This window comes from Enterobacter sp. Crenshaw, from assembly GCF_024734705.1.
GTDB classification, from domain to species: Bacteria; Pseudomonadota; Gammaproteobacteria; order Enterobacterales; family Enterobacteriaceae; genus Enterobacter; species Enterobacter asburiae_B.
Genome location: NZ_CP102932.1, coordinates 676,997 through 696,529 on the forward strand (window position 1 = coordinate 676,997; position 19,533 = coordinate 696,529).

The following is a 19,533-nucleotide window of genomic DNA, read 5'->3' on the forward strand; positions in this document are numbered from 1 at the left end:
AGAGTAAACAAAATATCCGTTTTAAGTTGACTTTTACCCACCAAATCCCCAGAATGCCGCCGTTTGCCAAAAATCCGCTGGCAACACATTTGCATTGATCCATGACATGCTATGAATTAATATGCAAATAAAGTGAGTGAATATTCTCTGGAGGGTGTTTTGATTAAGTCAGCGCTATTGGTTCTGGAAGACGGAACCCAGTTTATCGGTCGGGCCATAGGGGCAACGGGTTCGGCGGTTGGGGAAGTCGTTTTCAATACTTCAATGACCGGTTATCAAGAAATCCTCACTGATCCTTCCTATTCTCGCCAAATCGTTACTCTTACTTATCCTCATATCGGCAATGTCGGCACCAATGCGGCTGACGAAGAATCTTCTCAGGTACATGCGCAAGGCCTGGTCATCCGCGACCTGCCGCTGATTGCCAGCAACTTCCGCAATACCGAAGACCTCTCTTCTTACCTGAAGCGCCATAACATCGTGGCGATTGCCGATATCGATACCCGTAAGTTAACGCGTCTGCTGCGCGAGAAGGGTGCACAGAACGGCTGCATCATCGCGGGTGATAACCTCGATGCGACGCTGGCGCTGGAAAAAGCGAAAGCCTTCCCGGGCCTGAACGGCATGGACCTGGCGAAAGAAGTGACTACTGCTGAAGCCTACAGCTGGACGCAGGGTAGCTGGACGCTGGAACGCGACCTGCCTGAAGCGAAAAAAGAGAGCGAGCTGCCGTTCCACGTGGTGGCCTACGATTTCGGCGCCAAGCGCAACATCCTGCGCATGCTGGTTGACCGCGGCTGCCGCCTGACGGTGGTTCCGGCACAAACGTCTGCCGAAGACGTGCTGAAGATGAATCCGGACGGTATTTTCCTGTCCAACGGCCCTGGCGACCCGGCGCCGTGCGATTACGCCATCGCCGCCATCAAGTCCTTCCTGGAAACCGACATCCCGGTATTCGGCATCTGCCTCGGCCATCAGCTGCTGGCGCTGGCGAGCGGTGCGAACACCGTTAAGATGAAGTTCGGCCACCACGGTGGTAACCACCCGGTGAAAGACATCGATAACAACACGGTGATGATCACCGCGCAGAACCACGGCTTTGCTGTCGATGAAGCCTCGATGCCGGCTAACCTGCGCGTGACCCATAAGTCGCTGTTCGATGCCACCCTGCAGGGAATTCATCGCACCGATAAGCCAGCATTCAGCTTCCAGGGTCACCCGGAAGCCAGCCCGGGCCCACACGACGCCGCGCCGCTGTTCGATCACTTCATCGAACTTATCGAGCAATACCGTAAGACCGCTAAATAATCAGGAGCCGAGAAGACAATGCCAAAACGTACAGACATAAAAAGCATCCTGATCCTTGGCGCTGGCCCGATCGTGATCGGCCAGGCCTGCGAATTCGACTACTCCGGCGCGCAGGCGTGTAAAGCCCTGCGTGAAGAGGGTTACCGCGTAATCCTGGTAAACTCTAACCCGGCAACCATCATGACCGACCCGGAAATGGCTGATGCAACCTACATCGAGCCGATTCACTGGGAAGTGGTGCGTAAAATCATCGAGAAAGAGCGTCCGGACGCGGTGCTGCCAACCATGGGCGGCCAGACGGCGCTGAACTGTGCGCTGGAGCTGGAGCGTCAGGGCGTGCTGGAAGAGTTCGGCGTGACCATGATTGGTGCGACCGCCGACGCGATTGATAAAGCAGAAGACCGTCGACGCTTCGACGTGGCGATGAAGAAAATCGGCCTCGACACCGCACGTTCCGGTATCGCACACAACATGGAAGAAGCGCTGGCCGTCGCGGCTGACGTGGGCTATCCGTGCATCATCCGTCCATCGTTCACCATGGGCGGCACCGGCGGCGGTATCGCCTACAACCGCGAAGAGTTCGAAGAGATTTGCGAACGCGGTCTGGATCTCTCTCCAACCAAAGAGCTGCTGATTGATGAATCGCTGATTGGCTGGAAAGAGTACGAGATGGAAGTGGTGCGTGATAAAAACGACAACTGCATCATCGTCTGCTCCATCGAAAACTTCGATGCGATGGGTATCCACACCGGTGACTCCATCACCGTTGCGCCAGCCCAGACCCTGACCGACAAAGAGTATCAAATCATGCGTAACGCCTCGATGGCGGTACTGCGTGAAATCGGCGTGGAAACCGGCGGTTCTAACGTGCAGTTCTCCGTTAACCCGAAAACCGGCCGCCTGATTGTTATCGAAATGAACCCGCGCGTGTCCCGTTCCTCCGCGCTGGCCTCTAAAGCGACCGGCTTCCCGATTGCGAAAGTGGCGGCGAAGCTGGCGGTGGGTTATACCCTCGACGAGCTGATGAACGACATCACCGGTGGCCGCACGCCTGCGTCCTTCGAGCCGTCAATCGACTACGTTGTGACCAAAATTCCACGCTTCAACTTCGAGAAATTCGCAGGTGCGAACGACCGTCTGACCACCCAGATGAAGTCTGTCGGTGAAGTGATGGCGATTGGCCGCACGCAGCAGGAATCCCTGCAGAAAGCGCTGCGCGGCCTCGAAGTGGGCGCGACCGGCTTTGACCCGAAGGTGAGCCTGGACGACCCGGAAGCGCTGACCAAAATCCGCCGCGAGCTGAAAGACGCGGGCGCAGAGCGTATCTGGTATATCGCCGATGCCTTCCGTGCGGGCCTGTCCGTCGACGGCGTGTTCAACCTGACCAACATCGACCGCTGGTTCCTGGTGCAGATTGAAGAGCTGGTGCGTCTGGAAGAGCAGGTAGCGGAGCTGGGCATCAACGGCCTGGACGCTGACTTCCTGCGCGTGCTGAAGCGCAAAGGCTTCGCCGATGCGCGTCTGGCTAAGCTGGCGGGCGTGCGTGAAGCGGAAATCCGCAAGCTGCGCGACCAGTACGACCTGCACCCGGTCTACAAGCGCGTGGACACCTGTGCGGCTGAATTCTCGACCGACACCGCCTACATGTACTCCACCTATGAAGACGAGTGCGAAGCGAACCCGTCCGTCGACCGCGACAAGATTATGGTGCTGGGCGGCGGTCCAAACCGTATCGGCCAGGGCATCGAGTTCGACTACTGCTGCGTACACGCCTCGCTGGCGCTGCGCGAAGACGGTTACGAGACCATCATGGTCAACTGTAACCCGGAAACCGTCTCTACCGACTACGACACCTCTGATCGCCTCTACTTCGAGCCGGTTACCCTGGAAGACGTGCTGGAAATCGTGCGCATCGAGAAGCCAAAAGGCGTTATCGTGCAGTACGGCGGCCAGACCCCGCTGAAGCTGGCGCGCGCGCTGGAAGCAGCAGGCGTGCCGGTTATCGGCACCAGCCCGGACGCGATTGACCGTGCGGAAGACCGCGAGCGTTTCCAGCAGGCGGTTGACCGTCTGAAGCTGAAACAGCCGGCGAACGCCACCGTCACCGCCATTGAAATGGCCGTTGAGAAGGCGAAAGAGATTGGCTACCCGCTGGTGGTGCGTCCTTCCTACGTGCTGGGCGGCCGCGCGATGGAAATCGTGTATGACGAAGCCGACCTGCGTCGCTACTTCCAGACTGCGGTGAGCGTCTCCAACGATGCGCCAGTGCTGCTCGACCGCTTCCTCGACGACGCGGTAGAAGTGGACGTTGACGCCATCTGCGACGGCGAAATGGTGCTGATTGGCGGCATCATGGAGCACATCGAGCAGGCGGGCGTGCACTCCGGCGACTCCGCCTGTTCTCTGCCAGCCTACACGCTGAGCCAGGAGATTCAGGACGTGATGCGCCAGCAGGTGCAGAAGCTGGCCTTCGAGCTGCAGGTTCGCGGTCTGATGAACGTCCAGTTTGCGGTGAAAGACAACGAAGTCTACCTGATTGAAGTCAACCCGCGTGCGGCACGTACCGTACCGTTCGTCTCCAAAGCCACCGGCGTACCGCTGGCGAAAGTGGCGGCGCGCGTGATGGCGGGCCAGACGCTGGCGCAGCAGGGCGTGACCAAAGAGATCATTCCACCGTACTACTCGGTGAAAGAAGTGGTGCTGCCGTTCAACAAATTCCCGGGCGTTGACCCGCTGTTAGGGCCAGAAATGCGCTCTACCGGGGAAGTTATGGGTGTGGGCCGCACCTTCGCAGAAGCGTTCGCGAAGGCGCAGCTGGGCAGTAGCTCCACCATGAGAAAATCAGGCCGTGCGCTGCTCTCCGTTCGCGAAGGCGACAAAGAGCGCGTGGTTGACCTGGCCGCCAAGCTGCTGAAACAGGGCTTCGAGCTGGACGCGACCCACGGTACCGCGATTGTGCTGGGCGAAGCCGGCATCAACCCGCGTCTGGTGAACAAGGTGCATGAAGGTCGTCCGCACATTCAGGACCGTATCAAGAATGGCGAATACACCTACATCATCAACACCACCGCAGGCCGCCAGGCGATTGAAGACTCCAAGCTGATTCGTCGCAGCGCGCTGCAGTACAAAGTGCACTATGACACCACCCTGAACGGCGGTTTCGCAACGGCCATGGCGCTGAACGCGGATGCCACCGAGAAGGTGATTTCAGTGCAGGAAATGCACGCGCAGATTAGCAAATAAGTAAAAATGCCCGGTGCCGTTCGGCTGCCGGGCATTCTCCCATCTTCAGAACCTTCTGGTTTTTCATCCGCTTTCAGTCAGTTAGCCTAAAATGGTTAGGTCGATAACGAAATTCAACTGAGAGCAGGGGAAAACACCATGCAAAATAAATTACTGATCGCTTCCGTTCTGGCTGCCACGACAATGTTTACCGTTGCGGGCTGTTCGTCTAATCAAGCCGTAAAAACCACCGATGGCAAAACCATTGTCACCGACGGCAAACCTCAGGTGGATGACGATACCGGTCTGGTGTCGTACAAAAACGCCGAAACCGGTCAAACCGAGCAGATCAACCGTGACCAGGTGAAATCTATGGGCGAGCTGGATAACTAATTCAGAATTCTGACGTAAGCCCGTCAATAATATTCACTATTAGCCTGTTGAATTACTGACTACACTCTTTTGTTAAAAGAAAGCAGTAACAACAGGCTAATCAATGATTCTGATAATTTATGCCCATCCTTATCCGCAGCACTCGCATGCGAATAAGCGGATGCTTGAGCAGGTAAGGACGCTTGATAACGTAGAGATACGTTCCCTCTATCAACTTTATCCCGATTTTAATATCGATATCGCCGCCGAACAGGAGGCGCTTTCCCGTGCCGATCTGATTATCTGGCAGCATCCAATGCAGTGGTACAGCACGCCCCCGCTCCTGAAACTGTGGATTGATAAAGTCTTCTCCCACGGCTGGGCGTATGGCCACAACGGCAATGCGCTAAAAGGAAAAAGCCTGATGTGGGCGGTCACCACCGGCGGTGGGGAAAGCCATTTTGATATCGGTTCCTTCCCGGGGTTTGACGTCCTGGCGCAGCCGCTGCAGGCGACCGCGCTCTATTGCGGTCTGAACTGGCTCCCGCCGTTTGCGATGCACTGCACGTTTGTTTGCGACGATGAAACGCTGCAGGCGCAGGCTCGTCATTATAAACAACGCTTACTTGAGTGGCAGGAGACGCACCATGGATAGCCATACGCTGATACAGGCGCTGATTTACCTCGGCGCGGCGGCGCTGATTGTGCCCGTGGCGGTACGCCTGGGGCTGGGTTCGGTGCTCGGCTACCTGATTGCAGGCTGCGTCATTGGGCCGTGGGGCTTTAGACTGGTCACGGATGCCGAGGCGATTCTCCATTTCGCTGAGATTGGCGTGGTGCTGATGCTGTTTGTGATTGGCCTGGAGCTCGACCCGCAGCGGCTGTGGAAGCTTCGCGCCTCGGTATTTGGCGGTGGTGCGCTGCAGATGGTGGCCTGCGGCCTGCTGCTGGGTGGGTTCTGTATCCTGTTAGGAATGGACTGGAAAGTGGCAGAGCTCATCGGCATGACGCTGGCGCTCTCCTCCACGGCGATTGCCATGCAGGCGATGAACGAGCGAAATCTGACGGTCTCCCAGATGGGACGCAGCGCGTTCTCGGTGCTGCTGTTCCAGGACATTGCCGCTATCCCGCTGGTGGCGATGATCCCGCTGCTGGCGGCCAGCGGTTCCTCTACCACGCTGGGCGCTTTCGCGCTGTCGGCGCTGAAGGTGGCGGGCGCGCTGGCGCTGGTGGTGCTGCTTGGCCGCTACGTGACCCGCCCGCTGCTGCGGTTTGTCGCCCGTTCTGGCCTGCGCGAAGTGTTCAGCGCCGTGGCGCTGTTCCTGGTGTTTGGCTTCGGTCTGCTGCTGGAGGAGGCCGGGCTGTCGATGGCGATGGGGGCGTTCCTCGCAGGCGTTCTGCTGGCGAGCTCTGAATACCGTCACGCGCTGGAAAGCGATATCGAGCCGTTCAAAGGACTGCTGCTGGGACTGTTTTTCATCGGCGTCGGGATGTCCGTCGACTTCGGCACGCTGGTGACGCATCCGCTGCGGATCGTCATCCTGCTCGTCGGCTTCCTGGTCATTAAAATGGTGATGCTGTGGCTGATTGCTCGCCCACTGAACGTGCCGGGCAGGCAGCGCCGCTGGTTCGCCGTGCTGCTGGGGCAGGGGAGTGAATTTGCGTTCGTGGTCTTTGGCGCCGCGCAGATGGCAAACGTGCTCGATCCCGAGTGGGCGAAGGCGCTGACGCTGGCGGTCGCCCTGTCGATGGCGGCGACGCCGGTGCTGCTGGTGGTGCTGACGCGTCTGGAAAAATCGGACAGCGGGCAGGAGCGCGAGGCCGACGAGATCGACGAGGAGCAGCCGCGCGTCATCATCGCCGGATTTGGCCGCTACGGGCAGATCGTGGGTCGTTTACTGCTGTCGAGCGGGGTGAAAATGGTCATCCTCGATCACGACCCCGACCATGTCGATACCCTGCGTAAATTTGATATGAAGGTGTTTTACGGGGATGCAACCCGCGTCGATCTGCTGGAATCCGCCGGGGCGGCAAAAGCCGAGGTGTTGATTAACGCCATTGACGATCCGGAAACCAGCATGCAGATGGTGGAGCTGGTAAAAGAGCATTTCCCGGCGCTGACTATTATCTCCCGCGCGCGCGATGTAGATCACTACATCCGGCTGCGGCAGGCGGGCGTAGACGCGCCCGAGCGTGAAACCTTCGAAGGTGCGCTGAAGTCTGGCCGCATGGCGCTGGAAAATCTTGGACTTGGCGCGTATGAAGCACGCGAACGGGCAGACCTGTTCCGCCGCTTTAATACCGAGATGGTCGAAGAGATGGCGGCGATGGCTGGCAGTACCGCCACCGAGCGTGCGGCGGTGTTCAAACGCACCAGTGCGATGCTGACGGAAATCATTAACGAGGACCGTAACCACCTGTCGCTGATCCAGCGCCATGGCTGGCAGGGCACGGAAGAGGGCAAGCATACCGGCGATCCGGCTGACGAGCCCGAGAGTAAACCTTCCGCGTGAAGTGGAGTTGCCAGCAATATTAAAAAATTTCTTTATCTTTACCCTGCCGCCAGTCGACGAAAGATTAAGCTTTCCGTATAGTGGCGGCAATTTTTTGCATCCGGGAAATTTTCAATGATCAGTCTGATTGCAGCGCTGGCGGTGGACCGCGTTATCGGTATGGAAAATGCCATGCCGTGGAACCTGCCTGCCGATCTCGCATGGTTTAAACGTACTACGTTAAACAAGCCGGTAGTGATGGGCCGCCTGACCTGGGAGTCGATTGGTCGTCCATTGCCGGGCCGTAAGAATATCGTTATCAGCAGCCAGCCGGGCACTGACGATCGCGTCGAATGGGTAAAATCAGTAGACGAGGCGATTGCTGCATGCGGCAATGCCGAAGAGATCATGGTGATCGGCGGTGGGCGCGTGTACGAGCAGTTCCTGCCAAAAGCGCAGAAGCTGTATCTGACCCACATTGATGCAGAAGTGGAAGGGGATACTCATTTCCCGGACTACGATCCGGACGAGTGGGAATCGGTATTCAGCGAATTCCACGACGCGGATGCACAGAACTCCCACAGCTACTGCTTCGAGATTCTGGAACGTCGTTAAGTGATTTTCCCTCTCCCGGCCGGGAGAGGGAATTACGTATCAGGAGGCAACGGCCTCGCTTTCCCCCAGGTCCAGCTGTCGGTTGGACGGCTGCACAAAGTAAGCTTTATCTTCCCAGCGTAAGCAGGTTAACTCTCCGCCCCAGCAGCATCCGGTATCCAGACCGTAAATCCCTTCCGGTGTTCCTTTTCCTTCCAGTGCAGCCCAGTGGCCAAATACCACGCTGTACTCGCTTGTCACCGGTCCCGGAATGGCAAACCACGGCTTGAGCGGCGCGGGCGCGCTCTCCGGCGTCTCTTTGGAATACATATCCAGCTGTCCGTTCGGGAAGCAGAAGCGCATGCGGGTGAACGCGTTGGTGATAAAGCGCAGACGGGCCAGACCGCTGAGATCCTCGCTCCAGTGGTTCGGCATATCGCCGTACATGGCATCGAGGAAGAAAGGATACGAGTCGCTTGCCAGCACCGCCTCAACGTCACGCGCGCAGGTTTTCGCCGTCTCAAGATCCCATTGCGGGGTGATCCCGGCATGCGCCATGACCAGCTTTTTCTCTTCGTCGATCTGCAGCAGGGGCTGACGGCGCAGCCAGTTAATCAGATCGTCCGCGTCCGGCGCATCCAGCAGTGGGGTGAGGCGATCTTTAGGTTTATTGCGGCTGATCCCGGCGAAAACCGCCAGCAGATGCAGATCGTGATTGCCCAGCACCATGCGCACGCTATCGCCCAGCGATTTGACGAAACGTAATACTTCAAGGGAGCCGGGGCCACGCGCGACTAAATCGCCCGTCAGCCAGAGCGTGTCCTGTCCTGGCGTAAAGTCGACCTGTTTTAATAATGCGATCAGTTCATCGTAGCAACCGTGAACGTCGCCAATCAGATATGTAGACATTAGATTAATGAATGAGTGTGGTTACGGCGAGACGGAACACAGGAATGGCAACGCGGAAATCATTGCCATCGACGTCGACCATTTCATAATGGCCCTGCATGGTACCCATCGGCGTTTCAATCACCGCGCCGCTGGTGTACTGATACTCTTCGCCAGGGGCGATGTGGGGCTGTTCACCGACCACACCTTCGCCCTGAACTTCGATTTCGCGACCATTGCCGTTAGTGATAAGCCAGTAGCGCCCGCGCAGCTGCACGGGCATCCGCCCCAGATTGCGAATGGTCACGGTGTAAGCGAAAACAAAACGTTCTTCGTCCGGTGAGGACTGTGATTCAACATAGACGCTTTGTACATGGACACATACGCGGGGCGAATCAATCATGGCTTAACTCTCCTTCGGCGGCGCATTATCGCTGATGTAATTAGCCAGCTTGCAGTACTGCTCTACGGAAATGTTCTCCGCACGCATTGCCGGGTCAATCCCCAGCTCGGCTAACACCTCAACGGTAAACGAATTGCTCAGGCTGTTACGGATCGTTTTACGGCGCTGGTTAAAGGCTTCTGTGGTAATGCGGCTCAGTACGCGCAGATCTTTAACCGGATACGGTTTCGTCTTGTGCGGCACAAGGCGCACAACCGCTGAATCCACTTTTGGTGGTGGTGTGAACGCTGACGGCGGTACTTCGAGTACCGGGATCACGTTGCAGTAATACTGTGCCATCACGCTTAAACGACCATACGCTTTACTGTTCGGGCCTGCAACCAGACGGTTAACAACCTCTTTTTGCAACATGAAGTGCATGTCGGCAATGGCATCAGTATAGCTAAAGAGGTGGAACATGAGCGGCGTGGAGATGTTGTACGGCAGGTTGCCGAACACGCGCAGCGGCTGGCCCATTTTTTCGGACAGTTCGCCAAAGTTCATGGTCATGGCGTCCTGCTGATAGATGGTCAGCTTCGGCCCGAGGAACGGGTGCGTTTGCAGGCGTGCGGCCAGATCGCGGTCCAGTTCGATGACGGTCAGCTCGTCGAGGCGTTCGCCTACCGGCTCGGTCAGCGCGGCAAGGCCCGGGCCGATTTCGACCATCGCCTGACCTTTTTGCGGATTAATAGCCGAGACAATGCTTTCGATCACGAACTGATCGTTAAGGAAGTTTTGCCCGAAACGTTTACGGGCTAAGTGGCCCTGGTGGACTCGATTAGTCATTGAGTATTAACAATCATTTTGATGGCGAGATTAAGCGCCGTAATAAAACTGCCGACATCCGCTTTCCCCTGGCCTGCCAGATCCAGCGCAGTACCGTGGTCAACGGACGTTCGAATAAAGGGTAAACCGAGGGTGATATTCACCCCGCGGCCAAAGCCCTGGTATTTTAGCACGGGCAGACCCTGATCGTGGTACATCGCGAGCACGGCGTCGGCATTATCCAGGTATTTCGGCTGGAAAAGGGTATCTGCAGGCAGCGGCCCGCTGAGATTCATCCCCTTCGCCCGCATTTCGTTGAGTACCGGAATGATGGTGTCGATCTCTTCGGTACCCATGTGCCCGCCTTCACCGGCGTGTGGATTCAGGCCGCAGACCAGCACGTGCGGCTGCGGGATCCCAAACTTTGTCTGCAGATCGTGATGCAAAATCCCGATGATCTCGCTCAGGAGTTCAGGGGTGATCGCATCAGGAATGGCTTTGATCGGCAGATGGGTGGTCACCAGCGCAACGCGCATTTCCTCCGTCGCCAGCATCATCACCACTTTCGGGCTGTGCGAGCGCTCTTCGAAGAACTCCGTATGCCCGGTAAAGGGTATACCCGCTTCGTTGATGACGCCTTTGTGGACGGGGCCGGTGATCAGGGCGGCAAATTCGCCCTTCAGGCAACCGTCGCAGGCGCGCGCCAGGGTTTCAACGACATAGTGGCCGTTTTCCGTGCTGAGCTGGCCCGGAATAACCGGCGTACGAAGGGGAACAGAAAGAAGGGTGAGGGTACCGGCTTGCTGCGGTGCTGGCTGTTGGCCTTCAACGTAAGGGATGAGCGTTAAAGGCAGACCGAGCAGCGTTGCCCGGTCTTGTAACAGTGTTGCATCGGCGCAGACAACCAGTTCTACCGGCCAGCTGCGCTGGGCGAGCTGGACAACGAGGTCAGGCCCAATCCCGGCGGGTTCGCCGGGCGTGATAACAACACGATGCTGTTTCATTAGTTGCTCAGAACTTTCACGTAAGCGCTGGCGCGTTGTTCCTGCATCCAGGTTGCGGCTTCTTCAGAGAACTTACGGTTAAACAGCATACGGTAGGCTCTGTCTTTCTGTGCCGCATCCGTTTTATCAACGTTACGGGTGTCCATCAGCTCGATCAGATGCCAGCCAAATGAAGAGTGGACCGGCGCGCTGATCTGGCCTTTGTTCAGCTTCATCAACGCATCGCGGAAGGCAGGATCGTAGATATCCGCAGCCGCCCAGCCCAGATCGCCGCCCTGGTTAGCAGAGCCTGGATCCTGAGAGAACTCTTTTGCTGCTTTCGCAAATGAGGTTTTACCGCTCTTAATGTCAGCTGCGATCTGTTCCAGCTTCACACGCGCCTGATCGTCAGTCATGATCGGTGACGGTTTCAGAAGTATGTGGCGAGCGTGAACTTCGGTGACGGAGATATTTTGGCTCTGGCCGCGCAGATCGTTCACCTTCAGAATGTGGAAGCCCACGCCTGAACGGATAGGACCAACGATATCCCCTTTCTTCGCCGTGCTCAGCGCCTGGGCAAAGATAGATGGCAGCTCCTGAATACGTCCCCAGCCCATCTGGCCGCCTTTCAGCGCCTGTTGGTCAGCGGAGTAGGTGATTGCCAGCTTGCCAAAGTCGCCGCCGTTACGCGCCTGTTCAACAATCGAACGCGCCTGGCTTTCTGCTTCCGCAGCCTGATCGGACGTTGGGTTCTCTGGCAGTGGGATCAGAATGTGGCTCAGGTTCAGCTCTGTGCTCGCATCGTTCTGGTTACCCACCTGTTTTGCCAGCGCGTCCACTTCCTGAGGCAGGATGGTGACGCGGCGACGCACTTCGTTGTTACGCACTTCCGAAATCAGCATCTCTTTACGGATCTGGTTACGGTAAGTGGCGTAGCTGATGCCGTCATAGGCCAGGCGGCTGCGCATCTGGTCTAAAGACATATTGTTCTGCTTCGCGATGTTAGCGATCGCCTGATCGAGCTGCTCGTCAGTGACCTTCACACCCATTTTCTGCCCCATCTGCAGAACGATCTGATCCATGATCAGACGCTCCAGGATCTGGTGGCGAAGCGTGGCGTCATCAGGAAGCTGTTGACCGGCTTCGCCCGAATTGAGCTTCACCGATTTCATCAGACCGTCAACGTCACTTTCAAGCACGACGCCGTTGTTAACCACAGCAGCGACTTTATCAACAACCTGGGGGGCCGCGAAGCTGGTATTCGCAACCATAGCGACACCGAGCAGCAGCGTTTTCCAGTTCTTCATACTTTTTCCATTTCAATTAACCGCAAAGCGGATTACGTTGCAAATCAAGCACATTACAAGGCGCTACTGTACGGCAGAATATTCGAGCGCAGCATTTTCTGCGTACCCAGACCGTAGTTGGAACTCAGGCCGCGTAACTCGAAGTTAAAGCCAATCACGTTATCGTATTTGCTCTGATTGTTTTCACTGTTCCAGCCGTTAAGCTTGCGTTCGTAGCCGACACGCAGCGCGTAACAGCAGGAGTTATATTGCAGACCCACCATCTGGTCAGCAGGTTTATTAGCGTTAGTGTCAAAGTAGTAAGCGCCTACGATTGACCAGCGGTCGGCGATTGGCCAGCTCGCTGCGCCACCCACCTGCGAAATACCGTCTTTATAGGGTTCTGAGCCAGCATAAGATGGCAATGTTGCCTGAATATATTCCGGGCTGGCGTAACGATACGTCAACTGGACCATACGGTCTTCATCGCGACGGTACTCAACAGCAGCACTGCTTGTGGCAATATTATCGAGGCGAGTGTCATATTGCACACCACCGCGCAGACCCCAACGATCGGTCATACGCCAGTAAGTATCTCCCGCCCAGACCAGCGATCCCGTTTTGTTATCTTTCTCCCAGTTAATGTTGTCATCACCGGTGCGTGACTCGGTGAAATAGTAGATTTGACCAACAGAAACGTTAAAACGTTCAACGGCAGCATCATCATAAACACGTGTTGTGACGCCGGTCGTTAACTGGTTAGCAGACGCGATGCGGTCAAGACCGCCATAAGTACGGTCGCGGAACAGGCCGCTGTAGTCAGACTGCAGTAAAGAGGAGTCGTAGTTCTGGATTTTGCTCTGGTCGCGGTATGGCACGTATAAATACTGCATACGCGGTTCAAGCGTCTGGGTATAACCATCCGCCAGCATAGCCATATCACGTTCGAAGATCAGCTTGCCGTCCATTTTGAACTGCGGGAGCGTTCGGTTAACCGACTCTTCAAGGTCGGCATTTCTACTGGCATTGTAATTATCGATATTTTTTTGCTGATAGTGAGTCGCCATCAGCTTGGCTTCGGTATTCAGGCTCGCCCAGTCGTTAGACCACGGCAGATTGATCGTCGGCTCAAGGTGAACACGCGTCGCTTCAGGCATGTCCGAATCCGTGTTAACGAAATGTACCGCCTGAGCGTAAACTCGGGTATCGAATGGACCCACATCATTCTGATACCAGTTAACGTCCAGCTGTGGCTCTGCCCCATAGGTAGACGTGGACTGGTCAGAAAATACCTGGAATTGCTTGGTCGAGACGGTTGCGTCAAAGTTCTGTACCGCATAGCCTACGCTGAATTTCTGTGTGGCATAGCCATCGGTACTTGAGCCGTATTTGGACGAGAAGTCATTAAAATAAGACGAATCGCTAACTTTGGTGTAGTCAACATTAAAGCGCCACACCTGATCCATCACCCCGGCATGCTGCCAGTAGAATAACCAACGGTGTTTATCGCCTTCGGTCGGATGCTCGTCCTGGAAGACTTTATCCGACGGCAGATAATCCAGCTCCATCAGACCCGCACCGGCGTGGGTCAGATAGCGGAACTCGTTCTCCCACATGATGTTGCCGCGCTTGTGGATATAGTGCGGCGTGATCGTCGCATCCATGTTTGGCGCGATGTTCCAGTAATACGGCAGGTAGAACTCAAAGTAGTTCGACGTGCTGTATTTGGCATTCGGGATCAGGAAACCGGAGCGGCGTTTGTCACCCACGGGTAGCTGTAGATAAGGGCTGTAGAATATGGGTACAGGGCCCAGCTTAAAGCGGGCGTTCCAGATCTCTGCGACCTGTTCTTCGCGGTCATGGATAACTTCGCTACCGACCACGCTCCAGGTATTGGAACCCGGCAGACATGACGTGAACGTACCGTTTTCCAGGATCGTATAGCGGTTTTCGCCGCGCTGTTTCATCAGGTCAGCGTCGCCGCGCCCCTGGCGACCCACCATCTGGTAATCACCTTTCCAGACGTTAGTATCTTTAGTATTCAGGTTTGACCAGGCTTTCGGACCTTTCAGGATGACCTGATTGTCGTCATAGTGCACATTACCCAGCGCATCCACCGTTCGTACCGGCTCGGCCGCACCTTCCGGCTGTTTCTGGTGCAATTGCACTTCATCTGCCTGCAGGCGGCTATTGCCCTGGTTAATATCGACATTGCCCGTAAAGGTGGCATTGTCAGGGTAAGTCCCTTTCGAACTGTCGGCAGTAATGGTTACCGGCAAGCTATTTGTATCGCCACTCACCAGTGGGCGATTATAACTTGGAACGCCAAGCATACACTGCGAGGCGAGATCGGCCGCCAGCCCCTGTTGACTGTACAGGGCGGAGCCAATCATTGTGGCCAGGAGGGTGGGGATACGTTTTTTCATACGTTGTATTTTATTGTTCCGTCATCAGTGGCTACGGCTTACAAACGCTCAGAGACTATCTTACTCATCTGCGCAGTACCAGCGTTAATCCTGCCCGTTTGCGTGCCAGAGTGTTAGGCTCGCTATCGAATGACGAGTATGATAAAGCAAATTATAGGCGATGTCCTTCAATTGACCGTGACTTGAACACAGTGATGATGACGTTGCGTCGGCCAGGAATATGACTATCCGGGGAGTATATGCAGTATTGGGGTAAAATAATCGGCGTTGCGTTCGCCATCATCATGGGTGCCGGGTTCTGGGGGATTGTGCTTGGGCTTATTATCGGCCATATGTTTGATAAGGCGCGCAGCCGCAAAATGGCCTGGTTTGCCAATCAGCGCGAGCGTCAGTCACTCTTTTTCTCCACCACCTTTGAGGTCATGGGGCACTTAACCAAATCCAAAGGGCGTGTCACAGAAGCCGATATTCAGATTGCCAGCGTCTTTATGGATCGCATGAACCTGCACGGCGACTCCCGTCTGGAAGCGCAAAATGCGTTTCGCATCGGTAAGTCGGATAATTATCCGCTTCGCGAAAAAATGCGTCAGTTCCGCAGCATCTGCTTTGGACGTTTTGATTTAATTCGGATGTTTCTGGAAATTCAAATCCAGGCGGCTTTCGCAGACGGTTCACTTCACCCTAATGAACGTGACGTGCTGTACGTCATTGCGGAAGAGCTGGGCATCTCCCGCATGCAGTTCGACCAGTTCCTGCGCATGATGCAGGGCGGGGCGCAGTTTGGCGGCGGCTATCACCAGCAGTCGTCCGGCGGTGCCTGGCAGCAGGCGCAGCGTGGTCCGACGCTGGAAGACGCCTGCAACGTGCTTGGCGTTAAGCCCTCTGACGATCAGACCACGATTAAACGTGCCTATCGTAAGCTCATGAGCGAACACCATCCGGACAAACTGGTCGCGAAAGGCTTACCGCCAGAAATGATGGAGATGGCGAAGCAAAAAGCGCAGGAAATCCAGAAGGCGTACGAGCTCATTAAAGAGAAGAAAGGTTTCAAATAAGAAAAAGCCCGACGATGTCGGGCTTTTTTTTAGAAGTCCACCGGGGCTTTAAACGTCATCGCGTTACCGAAGGCCGGATGGGTGATGGTGAGCGTCTGCGCGTGCAGCTGCAGACGTGGCGCTAAGGCCAGCGCTTCAGGCGGCGCGTAGAAGCGGTCGCCCAGAATCGGATGACCCAGGGCGAGCATATGCACGCGCAGCTGGTGCGAACGTCCGGTAATCGGCTTAAGCAGGACGCGCGCGGTATTATCCGGCGCGTACTCCAGCACTTCGTACTCGGTCTGCGCGGCCTTGCCGGTTTCGTAACACACCTTCTGCTTAGGCCGGTTTGGCCAGTCGCAGATCAGCGGTAAATCTACCAGCCCTTCCGCCTGCGCGGGGTGGCCCCAGACGCGGGCGACATACTGCTTTTTCGGCTCGCGCTCGCGGAACTGGCGCTTTAACTCGCGTTCCGCCGCTTTGTTCAGCGCCACCACAATCACGCCGCTGGTGGCCATATCCAGGCGATGGACAGACTCCGCCTGCGGATAATCGCGCTGAATGCGCGTCATCACGCTGTCTTTGTGCTCGTCCAGACGCCCCGGCACGGACAACAGGCCGCTGGGCTTGTTGACCACCATAATGTGTTCATCCTGATACAGAATGACCAGCCAGGGATCCTGAGGCGGATTGTAAGGCTCCATCACCATCTTGCGCTCCGTTTACTGATGCGTCACAACGATAAGACGCAGGGCATCCAGACGCCAGCCAGCCTGATTCAGGCTTTCCAGCACCTGCTGACGGTTGCTTTCAATCGCCGCCAGCTCGTCGTCGCGGATGTTCGGGTTGACCGCTTTTAACGCTTCCAGACGGGACAGCTCCGCAGACAGTTTCTCGTCGGCTTCACTGCGCGCGGCGTCAATCAGCGCTCTGGCCGCTTTTTCAATCTGGGTTTCGCCCAGTTGCAGAATAGCGTGCACATCCTGCTGTACCGCGTTCACCAGCTTGCTGCCCGTGTGGCGGTTTACCGCGCTCAGCTGTCGGTTGAAACTCTCGAATTCAACCTGTCCCGCCAGGTTCGTGCCGTTTTTGTCCAGCAGCAGGCGGACGGGCGTTGGCGGCAGGAAGCGGGTGAGCTGCAGCTGTTTCGGCGCCTGCGCTTCCACAACGTAGATCAGCTCCACCAGCAGGGTGCCCACCGGCAGCGCCTTGTTTTTCAACAGGGAGATGGTGCTGCTGCCGGTATCGCCGGAGAGGATCAGGTCCAGACCGTTGCGGATCAGCGGGTGTTCCCAGGTGATAAACTGGGCATCTTCACGGGACAGCGCCACGTCACGCTCAAAGGTGATGGTACAGCCATCTTCCGGCAGGCCCGGGAAATCCGGAACCAGCATGTGATCGGACGGGGTCAGGACAATCAGGTTCTCGCCGCGGTCGTCCTGGTTGATGCCGACGATGTCGAACAGGTTCATGGAGAAGCTGATCAGGCTGGTGTCATCATCCTGTTCTTCAATACTCTCAGCCAGCGCCTGCGCTTTTTCACCGCCGTTGGAGTGGATCTCCAGCAGGCGGTCGCGGCCCTGCTCCAGCTGCGCTTTCAGCGCGTCGTGCTTCTCACGGCAGGACTTGATCAGCTCATCAAACCCTTCCGCGTTTTCCGGCGCGGCCAGGTAGCCGATCAGATCGCCATGCACTTGATCATAAATGGTGCGGCCCGTTGGGCAGGTATGTTCAAACGCGTCCAGACCTTCGTGGAACCAGCGTACCAGCACGGACTGCGCGGTTTTTTCCAGATACGGCACGTGGATCTGAATATCATGCGCCTGACCGATACGATCCAGACGGCCGATACGCTGCTCCAGCAGATCCGGGTTAAACGGCAGATCGAACATCACCAGGTTGCTGGCAAACTGGAAGTTACGGCCTTCAGAGCCGATTTCCGAGCACAGCAGAACCTGTGCGCCGCTGTCCTCTTCCCCGAACCACGCCGCGGCGCGGTCGCGCTCGACGATGGACATGCCTTCGTGGAACACGGCGGCGCGAATGCCTTCACGCTCGCGCAGAACCTGCTCCAGCTGCAGCGCGGTGGCCGCTTTGGCGCAGATCACCAGCACTTTCTGGGAGCGGTGCGCGGTCAGGTAGCCCATCAGCCACTCCACGCGCGGATCGAAGTTCCACCAGGTGCCGGTATCGCCTTCAAACTCCTGGTAGATTTGTTCCGGATAAAGCATGTCGCGGGCGCGCTCTTCCTGGGTTTTGCGCGCACCCATAATGCCGGAGACTTTAATCGCCGTCTGATACTGCGTCGGCAGCGGCAGCTTAATCGTATGCAGCTCGCGTTTCGGGAAGCCTTTGACGCCGTTACGGGTATTACGGAACAGCACGCGGCTGGTGCCGTGGCGGTCCATCAGCATGTCGATCAGCTCTTTACGCGCGGATTCCGCGTTGTCGCTGTCGCTGTTCGCAGCCTGCAAAAGCGGCTCGATATCCTGCTCGCCAATCAGATCGCTCAGGGTGTTGAGTTCGTCATCCGAAAGACGCTTGCCCGCCAGCAGCATGGCGACGGCATCGGCGACCGGACGGTAGTTATTCTGTTCTTCCACGAACTGCGCAAAGTCGTGGAAACGGTTTGGATCGAGCAGGCGCAGACGGGCGAAGTGGCTTTCCAGACCCAGCTGCTCCGGCGTTGCGGTCAGCAGCAGGACGCCAGGCACGCGTTCGGCAAGCTGCTCGATAGCCATGTATTCGCGGCTCGGCGCGTCTTCGCTCCAGACCAGGTGGTGCGCTTCGTCAACAACCATAATGTCCCACTCGGCATCGCACAGGTGCTCAAGACGCTGCTTGCTGCGGCGCACGAAGTCCAGGGAACAAATGACCAGCTGTTCGGTTTCAAACGGGTTGTCGGCGTCGTGCTGCGCTTCGGCATAGCGTTCATCGTCGAACAGGGAGAAACGCAGGTTAAAGCGGCGCAGCATCTCAACCAGCCACTGGTGCTGCAGGGTTTCTGGCACCACGATCAGCACGCGTTCGGCTGCGCCGGAAAGCAGCTGTTGATGGAGGATCATGCCCGCTTCGATGGTTTTACCCAGGCCCACTTCATCTGCCAGCAGCACGCGCGGCGCGTGGCGACGGCCCACGTCGTGGGCGATGTTCAGCTGGTGGGGGATCAGGCTGGTGCGCTGGCCGCGCAGGCCGCTCCACGGCATGCGGTACTGTTCACTCTGGAACTTACGCGCGCGATAGCGCAGGGAGAAGCGATCCATACGGTCGAGTTGCCCGGCAAACAGGCGGTCCTGCGGCTTGCTGAACACCAGTTTGCTGTCGAGCAGCACTTCACGCAGGATGACATTGGCTTCATCCGTATCAAGACGAGTACCAATGTAGGCGAGCAGTCCATTCTCTTCTTTTACGTCTTCAATCTTGAGCTGCCAGCCGTCATGGCTGGTCACGGTGTCACCCGGATTAAACATCACGCGGGTAACAGGGGAGTCATTGCGAGCGTACAGACGGTTTTCACCGGTGGCAGGGAAGAGGAGGGTAACCATACGCGTATCGATTGCTACGACGGTTCCTAGTCCAAGTTCGCTTTCTGTATCGCTGATCCAGCGTTGACCAAGTGTAAAAGGCATAGTTGTTCGGCTCTAATCTTTAATTGCAGGCAATAGTTCGGCTACCGTCAAAAAAGACGGTCAACGAAAAATGGGTCCAGGAATGGAAAGGG

Annotated in this window: 15 protein-coding genes; 7 read left to right on the top strand and 8 right to left on the bottom strand. The window is 56.7% G+C overall.

Features of this window, described 5'->3' with window-relative positions; genetic code table 11:
- Positions 1–159 precede the first annotated feature (159 nt).
- From carA to folA, 6 genes are all read left to right on the top strand, one after another.
- Entirely contained in the window at positions 160–1,308 is a 1,149-nt protein-coding gene (carA, locus tag NWV12_RS03185; protein WP_048979027.1) for a glutamine-hydrolyzing carbamoyl-phosphate synthase small subunit, read from the top strand.
- Between the two features lie 18 nt (positions 1,309–1,326).
- The gene (gene carB / locus NWV12_RS03190; RefSeq protein WP_039260850.1) at positions 1,327–4,551 is read left to right on the top strand and encodes a carbamoyl-phosphate synthase large subunit; all 3,225 of its coding nucleotides are present in this window, start codon (positions 1,327–1,329) and stop codon (positions 4,549–4,551) included.
- Positions 4,552–4,689: 138 nt separating this feature from the next.
- Positions 4,690–4,923, top strand: a complete 234-nt coding sequence (locus NWV12_RS03195; RefSeq protein ID WP_023310357.1) for a YgdI/YgdR family lipoprotein — start codon at positions 4,690–4,692, stop codon at positions 4,921–4,923.
- A 103-nt stretch (positions 4,924–5,026) separates the two neighbouring features.
- Complete coding sequence (gene kefF / locus NWV12_RS03200; RefSeq protein ID WP_023310358.1) at positions 5,027–5,557, top strand: glutathione-regulated potassium-efflux system oxidoreductase KefF; 531 nt, start codon at positions 5,027–5,029, stop codon at positions 5,555–5,557.
- Positions 5,550–7,415: a glutathione-regulated potassium-efflux system protein KefC gene (gene kefC / locus NWV12_RS03205; RefSeq protein ID WP_033144606.1), complete on the top strand. Its 1,866-nt coding sequence runs from the start codon at positions 5,550–5,552 to the stop codon at positions 7,413–7,415. The genes kefF and kefC overlap by 8 nt, the downstream gene beginning before the upstream one ends.
- 114 nt (positions 7,416–7,529) lie before the next feature.
- On the top strand, positions 7,530–8,009 hold the full coding sequence (gene folA, locus NWV12_RS03210; RefSeq protein ID WP_008502023.1) for a type 3 dihydrofolate reductase: 480 nt from the start codon (positions 7,530–7,532) through the stop codon (positions 8,007–8,009).
- Positions 8,010–8,048: 39 nt separating this feature from the next.
- On the opposite strand, the gene apaH is transcribed toward folA, so the two are convergent.
- The 6 genes from apaH to lptD are packed head-to-tail and all read right to left on the bottom strand — an operon-like array spanning position 8,049 to position 14,778.
- On the bottom strand, positions 8,049–8,897 hold the full coding sequence (gene apaH / locus NWV12_RS03215) for a bis(5'-nucleosyl)-tetraphosphatase (symmetrical) ApaH (protein WP_023310360.1): 849 nt from the start codon (positions 8,895–8,897) through the stop codon (positions 8,049–8,051).
- A 4-nt stretch (positions 8,898–8,901) separates the two neighbouring features.
- The gene (apaG, locus tag NWV12_RS03220; protein WP_023310361.1) at positions 8,902–9,279 is read right to left on the bottom strand and encodes a Co2+/Mg2+ efflux protein ApaG; all 378 of its coding nucleotides are present in this window, start codon (positions 9,277–9,279) and stop codon (positions 8,902–8,904) included.
- Between the two features lie 3 nt (positions 9,280–9,282).
- The gene (gene rsmA / locus NWV12_RS03225; protein WP_023310362.1) at positions 9,283–10,104 is read right to left on the bottom strand and encodes a 16S rRNA (adenine(1518)-N(6)/adenine(1519)-N(6))-dimethyltransferase RsmA; all 822 of its coding nucleotides are present in this window, start codon (positions 10,102–10,104) and stop codon (positions 9,283–9,285) included.
- Entirely contained in the window at positions 10,101–11,087 is a 987-nt protein-coding gene (pdxA, locus tag NWV12_RS03230; RefSeq protein WP_048979026.1) for a 4-hydroxythreonine-4-phosphate dehydrogenase PdxA, read from the bottom strand. Before pdxA ends, rsmA begins: the two co-directional genes overlap by 4 nt.
- Positions 11,087–12,373, bottom strand: a complete 1,287-nt coding sequence (surA, locus tag NWV12_RS03235) for a peptidylprolyl isomerase SurA (RefSeq protein WP_023310364.1) — start codon at positions 12,371–12,373, stop codon at positions 11,087–11,089. Before surA ends, pdxA begins: the two co-directional genes overlap by 1 nt.
- Positions 12,374–12,426: 53 nt before the next feature.
- On the bottom strand, positions 12,427–14,778 hold the full coding sequence (gene lptD / locus NWV12_RS03240; RefSeq protein WP_048979025.1) for an LPS assembly protein LptD: 2,352 nt from the start codon (positions 14,776–14,778) through the stop codon (positions 12,427–12,429).
- A 239-nt stretch (positions 14,779–15,017) separates the two neighbouring features.
- Between lptD and djlA the strand changes: the two genes are divergently transcribed.
- Positions 15,018–15,833 carry a co-chaperone DjlA gene (gene djlA / locus NWV12_RS03245; protein ID WP_008502016.1) on the top strand — a complete coding sequence of 272 codons (816 nt, stop codon included), beginning with the start codon at positions 15,018–15,020 and terminating at the stop codon, positions 15,831–15,833.
- A gap of 29 nt (positions 15,834–15,862) precedes the next feature.
- Here djlA and rluA read toward each other — a convergent pair whose 3' ends face one another.
- Complete coding sequence (gene rluA, locus NWV12_RS03250; protein ID WP_008502014.1) at positions 15,863–16,522, bottom strand: bifunctional tRNA pseudouridine(32) synthase/23S rRNA pseudouridine(746) synthase RluA; 660 nt, start codon at positions 16,520–16,522, stop codon at positions 15,863–15,865.
- Between the two features lie 12 nt (positions 16,523–16,534).
- Entirely contained in the window at positions 16,535–19,441 is a 2,907-nt protein-coding gene (rapA, locus tag NWV12_RS03255; RefSeq protein WP_048979024.1) for an RNA polymerase-associated protein RapA, read from the bottom strand.
- Between the last annotated feature and the right edge of the window lie 92 nt (positions 19,442–19,533).

Bases quoted from the DNA above. Each gene is read 5' to 3' on its own strand.
- carB (WP_039260850.1), top strand. From the start codon at position 1,327: ATGCCAAAACGTACAGACATAAAAAGCATCCTGATCCTTGGCGCTGGC.
- NWV12_RS03195 (WP_023310357.1), top strand. From the start codon at position 4,690: ATGCAAAATAAATTACTGATCGCTTCCGTTCTGGCTGCCACGACAATG.
- kefF (WP_023310358.1), top strand. From the start codon at position 5,027: ATGATTCTGATAATTTATGCCCATCCTTATCCGCAGCACTCGCATGCG.
- kefC (WP_033144606.1), top strand. From the start codon at position 5,550: ATGGATAGCCATACGCTGATACAGGCGCTGATTTACCTCGGCGCGGCG.
- folA (WP_008502023.1), top strand. From the start codon at position 7,530: ATGATCAGTCTGATTGCAGCGCTGGCGGTGGACCGCGTTATCGGTATG.
- apaH (WP_023310360.1), bottom strand. From the start codon at position 8,897: ATGTCTACATATCTGATTGGCGACGTTCACGGTTGCTACGATGAACTG.
- apaG (WP_023310361.1), bottom strand. From the start codon at position 9,279: ATGATTGATTCGCCCCGCGTATGTGTCCATGTACAAAGCGTCTATGTT.
- rsmA (WP_023310362.1), bottom strand. From the start codon at position 10,104: ATGACTAATCGAGTCCACCAGGGCCACTTAGCCCGTAAACGTTTCGGG.
- pdxA (WP_048979026.1), bottom strand. From the start codon at position 11,087: ATGAAACAGCATCGTGTTGTTATCACGCCCGGCGAACCCGCCGGGATT.
- surA (WP_023310364.1), bottom strand. From the start codon at position 12,373: ATGAAGAACTGGAAAACGCTGCTGCTCGGTGTCGCTATGGTTGCGAAT.
- lptD (WP_048979025.1), bottom strand. From the start codon at position 14,778: ATGAAAAAACGTATCCCCACCCTCCTGGCCACAATGATTGGCTCCGCC.
- djlA (WP_008502016.1), top strand. From the start codon at position 15,018: ATGCAGTATTGGGGTAAAATAATCGGCGTTGCGTTCGCCATCATCATG.
- rluA (WP_008502014.1), bottom strand. From the start codon at position 16,522: ATGGTGATGGAGCCTTACAATCCGCCTCAGGATCCCTGGCTGGTCATT.
- rapA (WP_048979024.1), bottom strand. From the start codon at position 19,441: ATGCCTTTTACACTTGGTCAACGCTGGATCAGCGATACAGAAAGCGAA.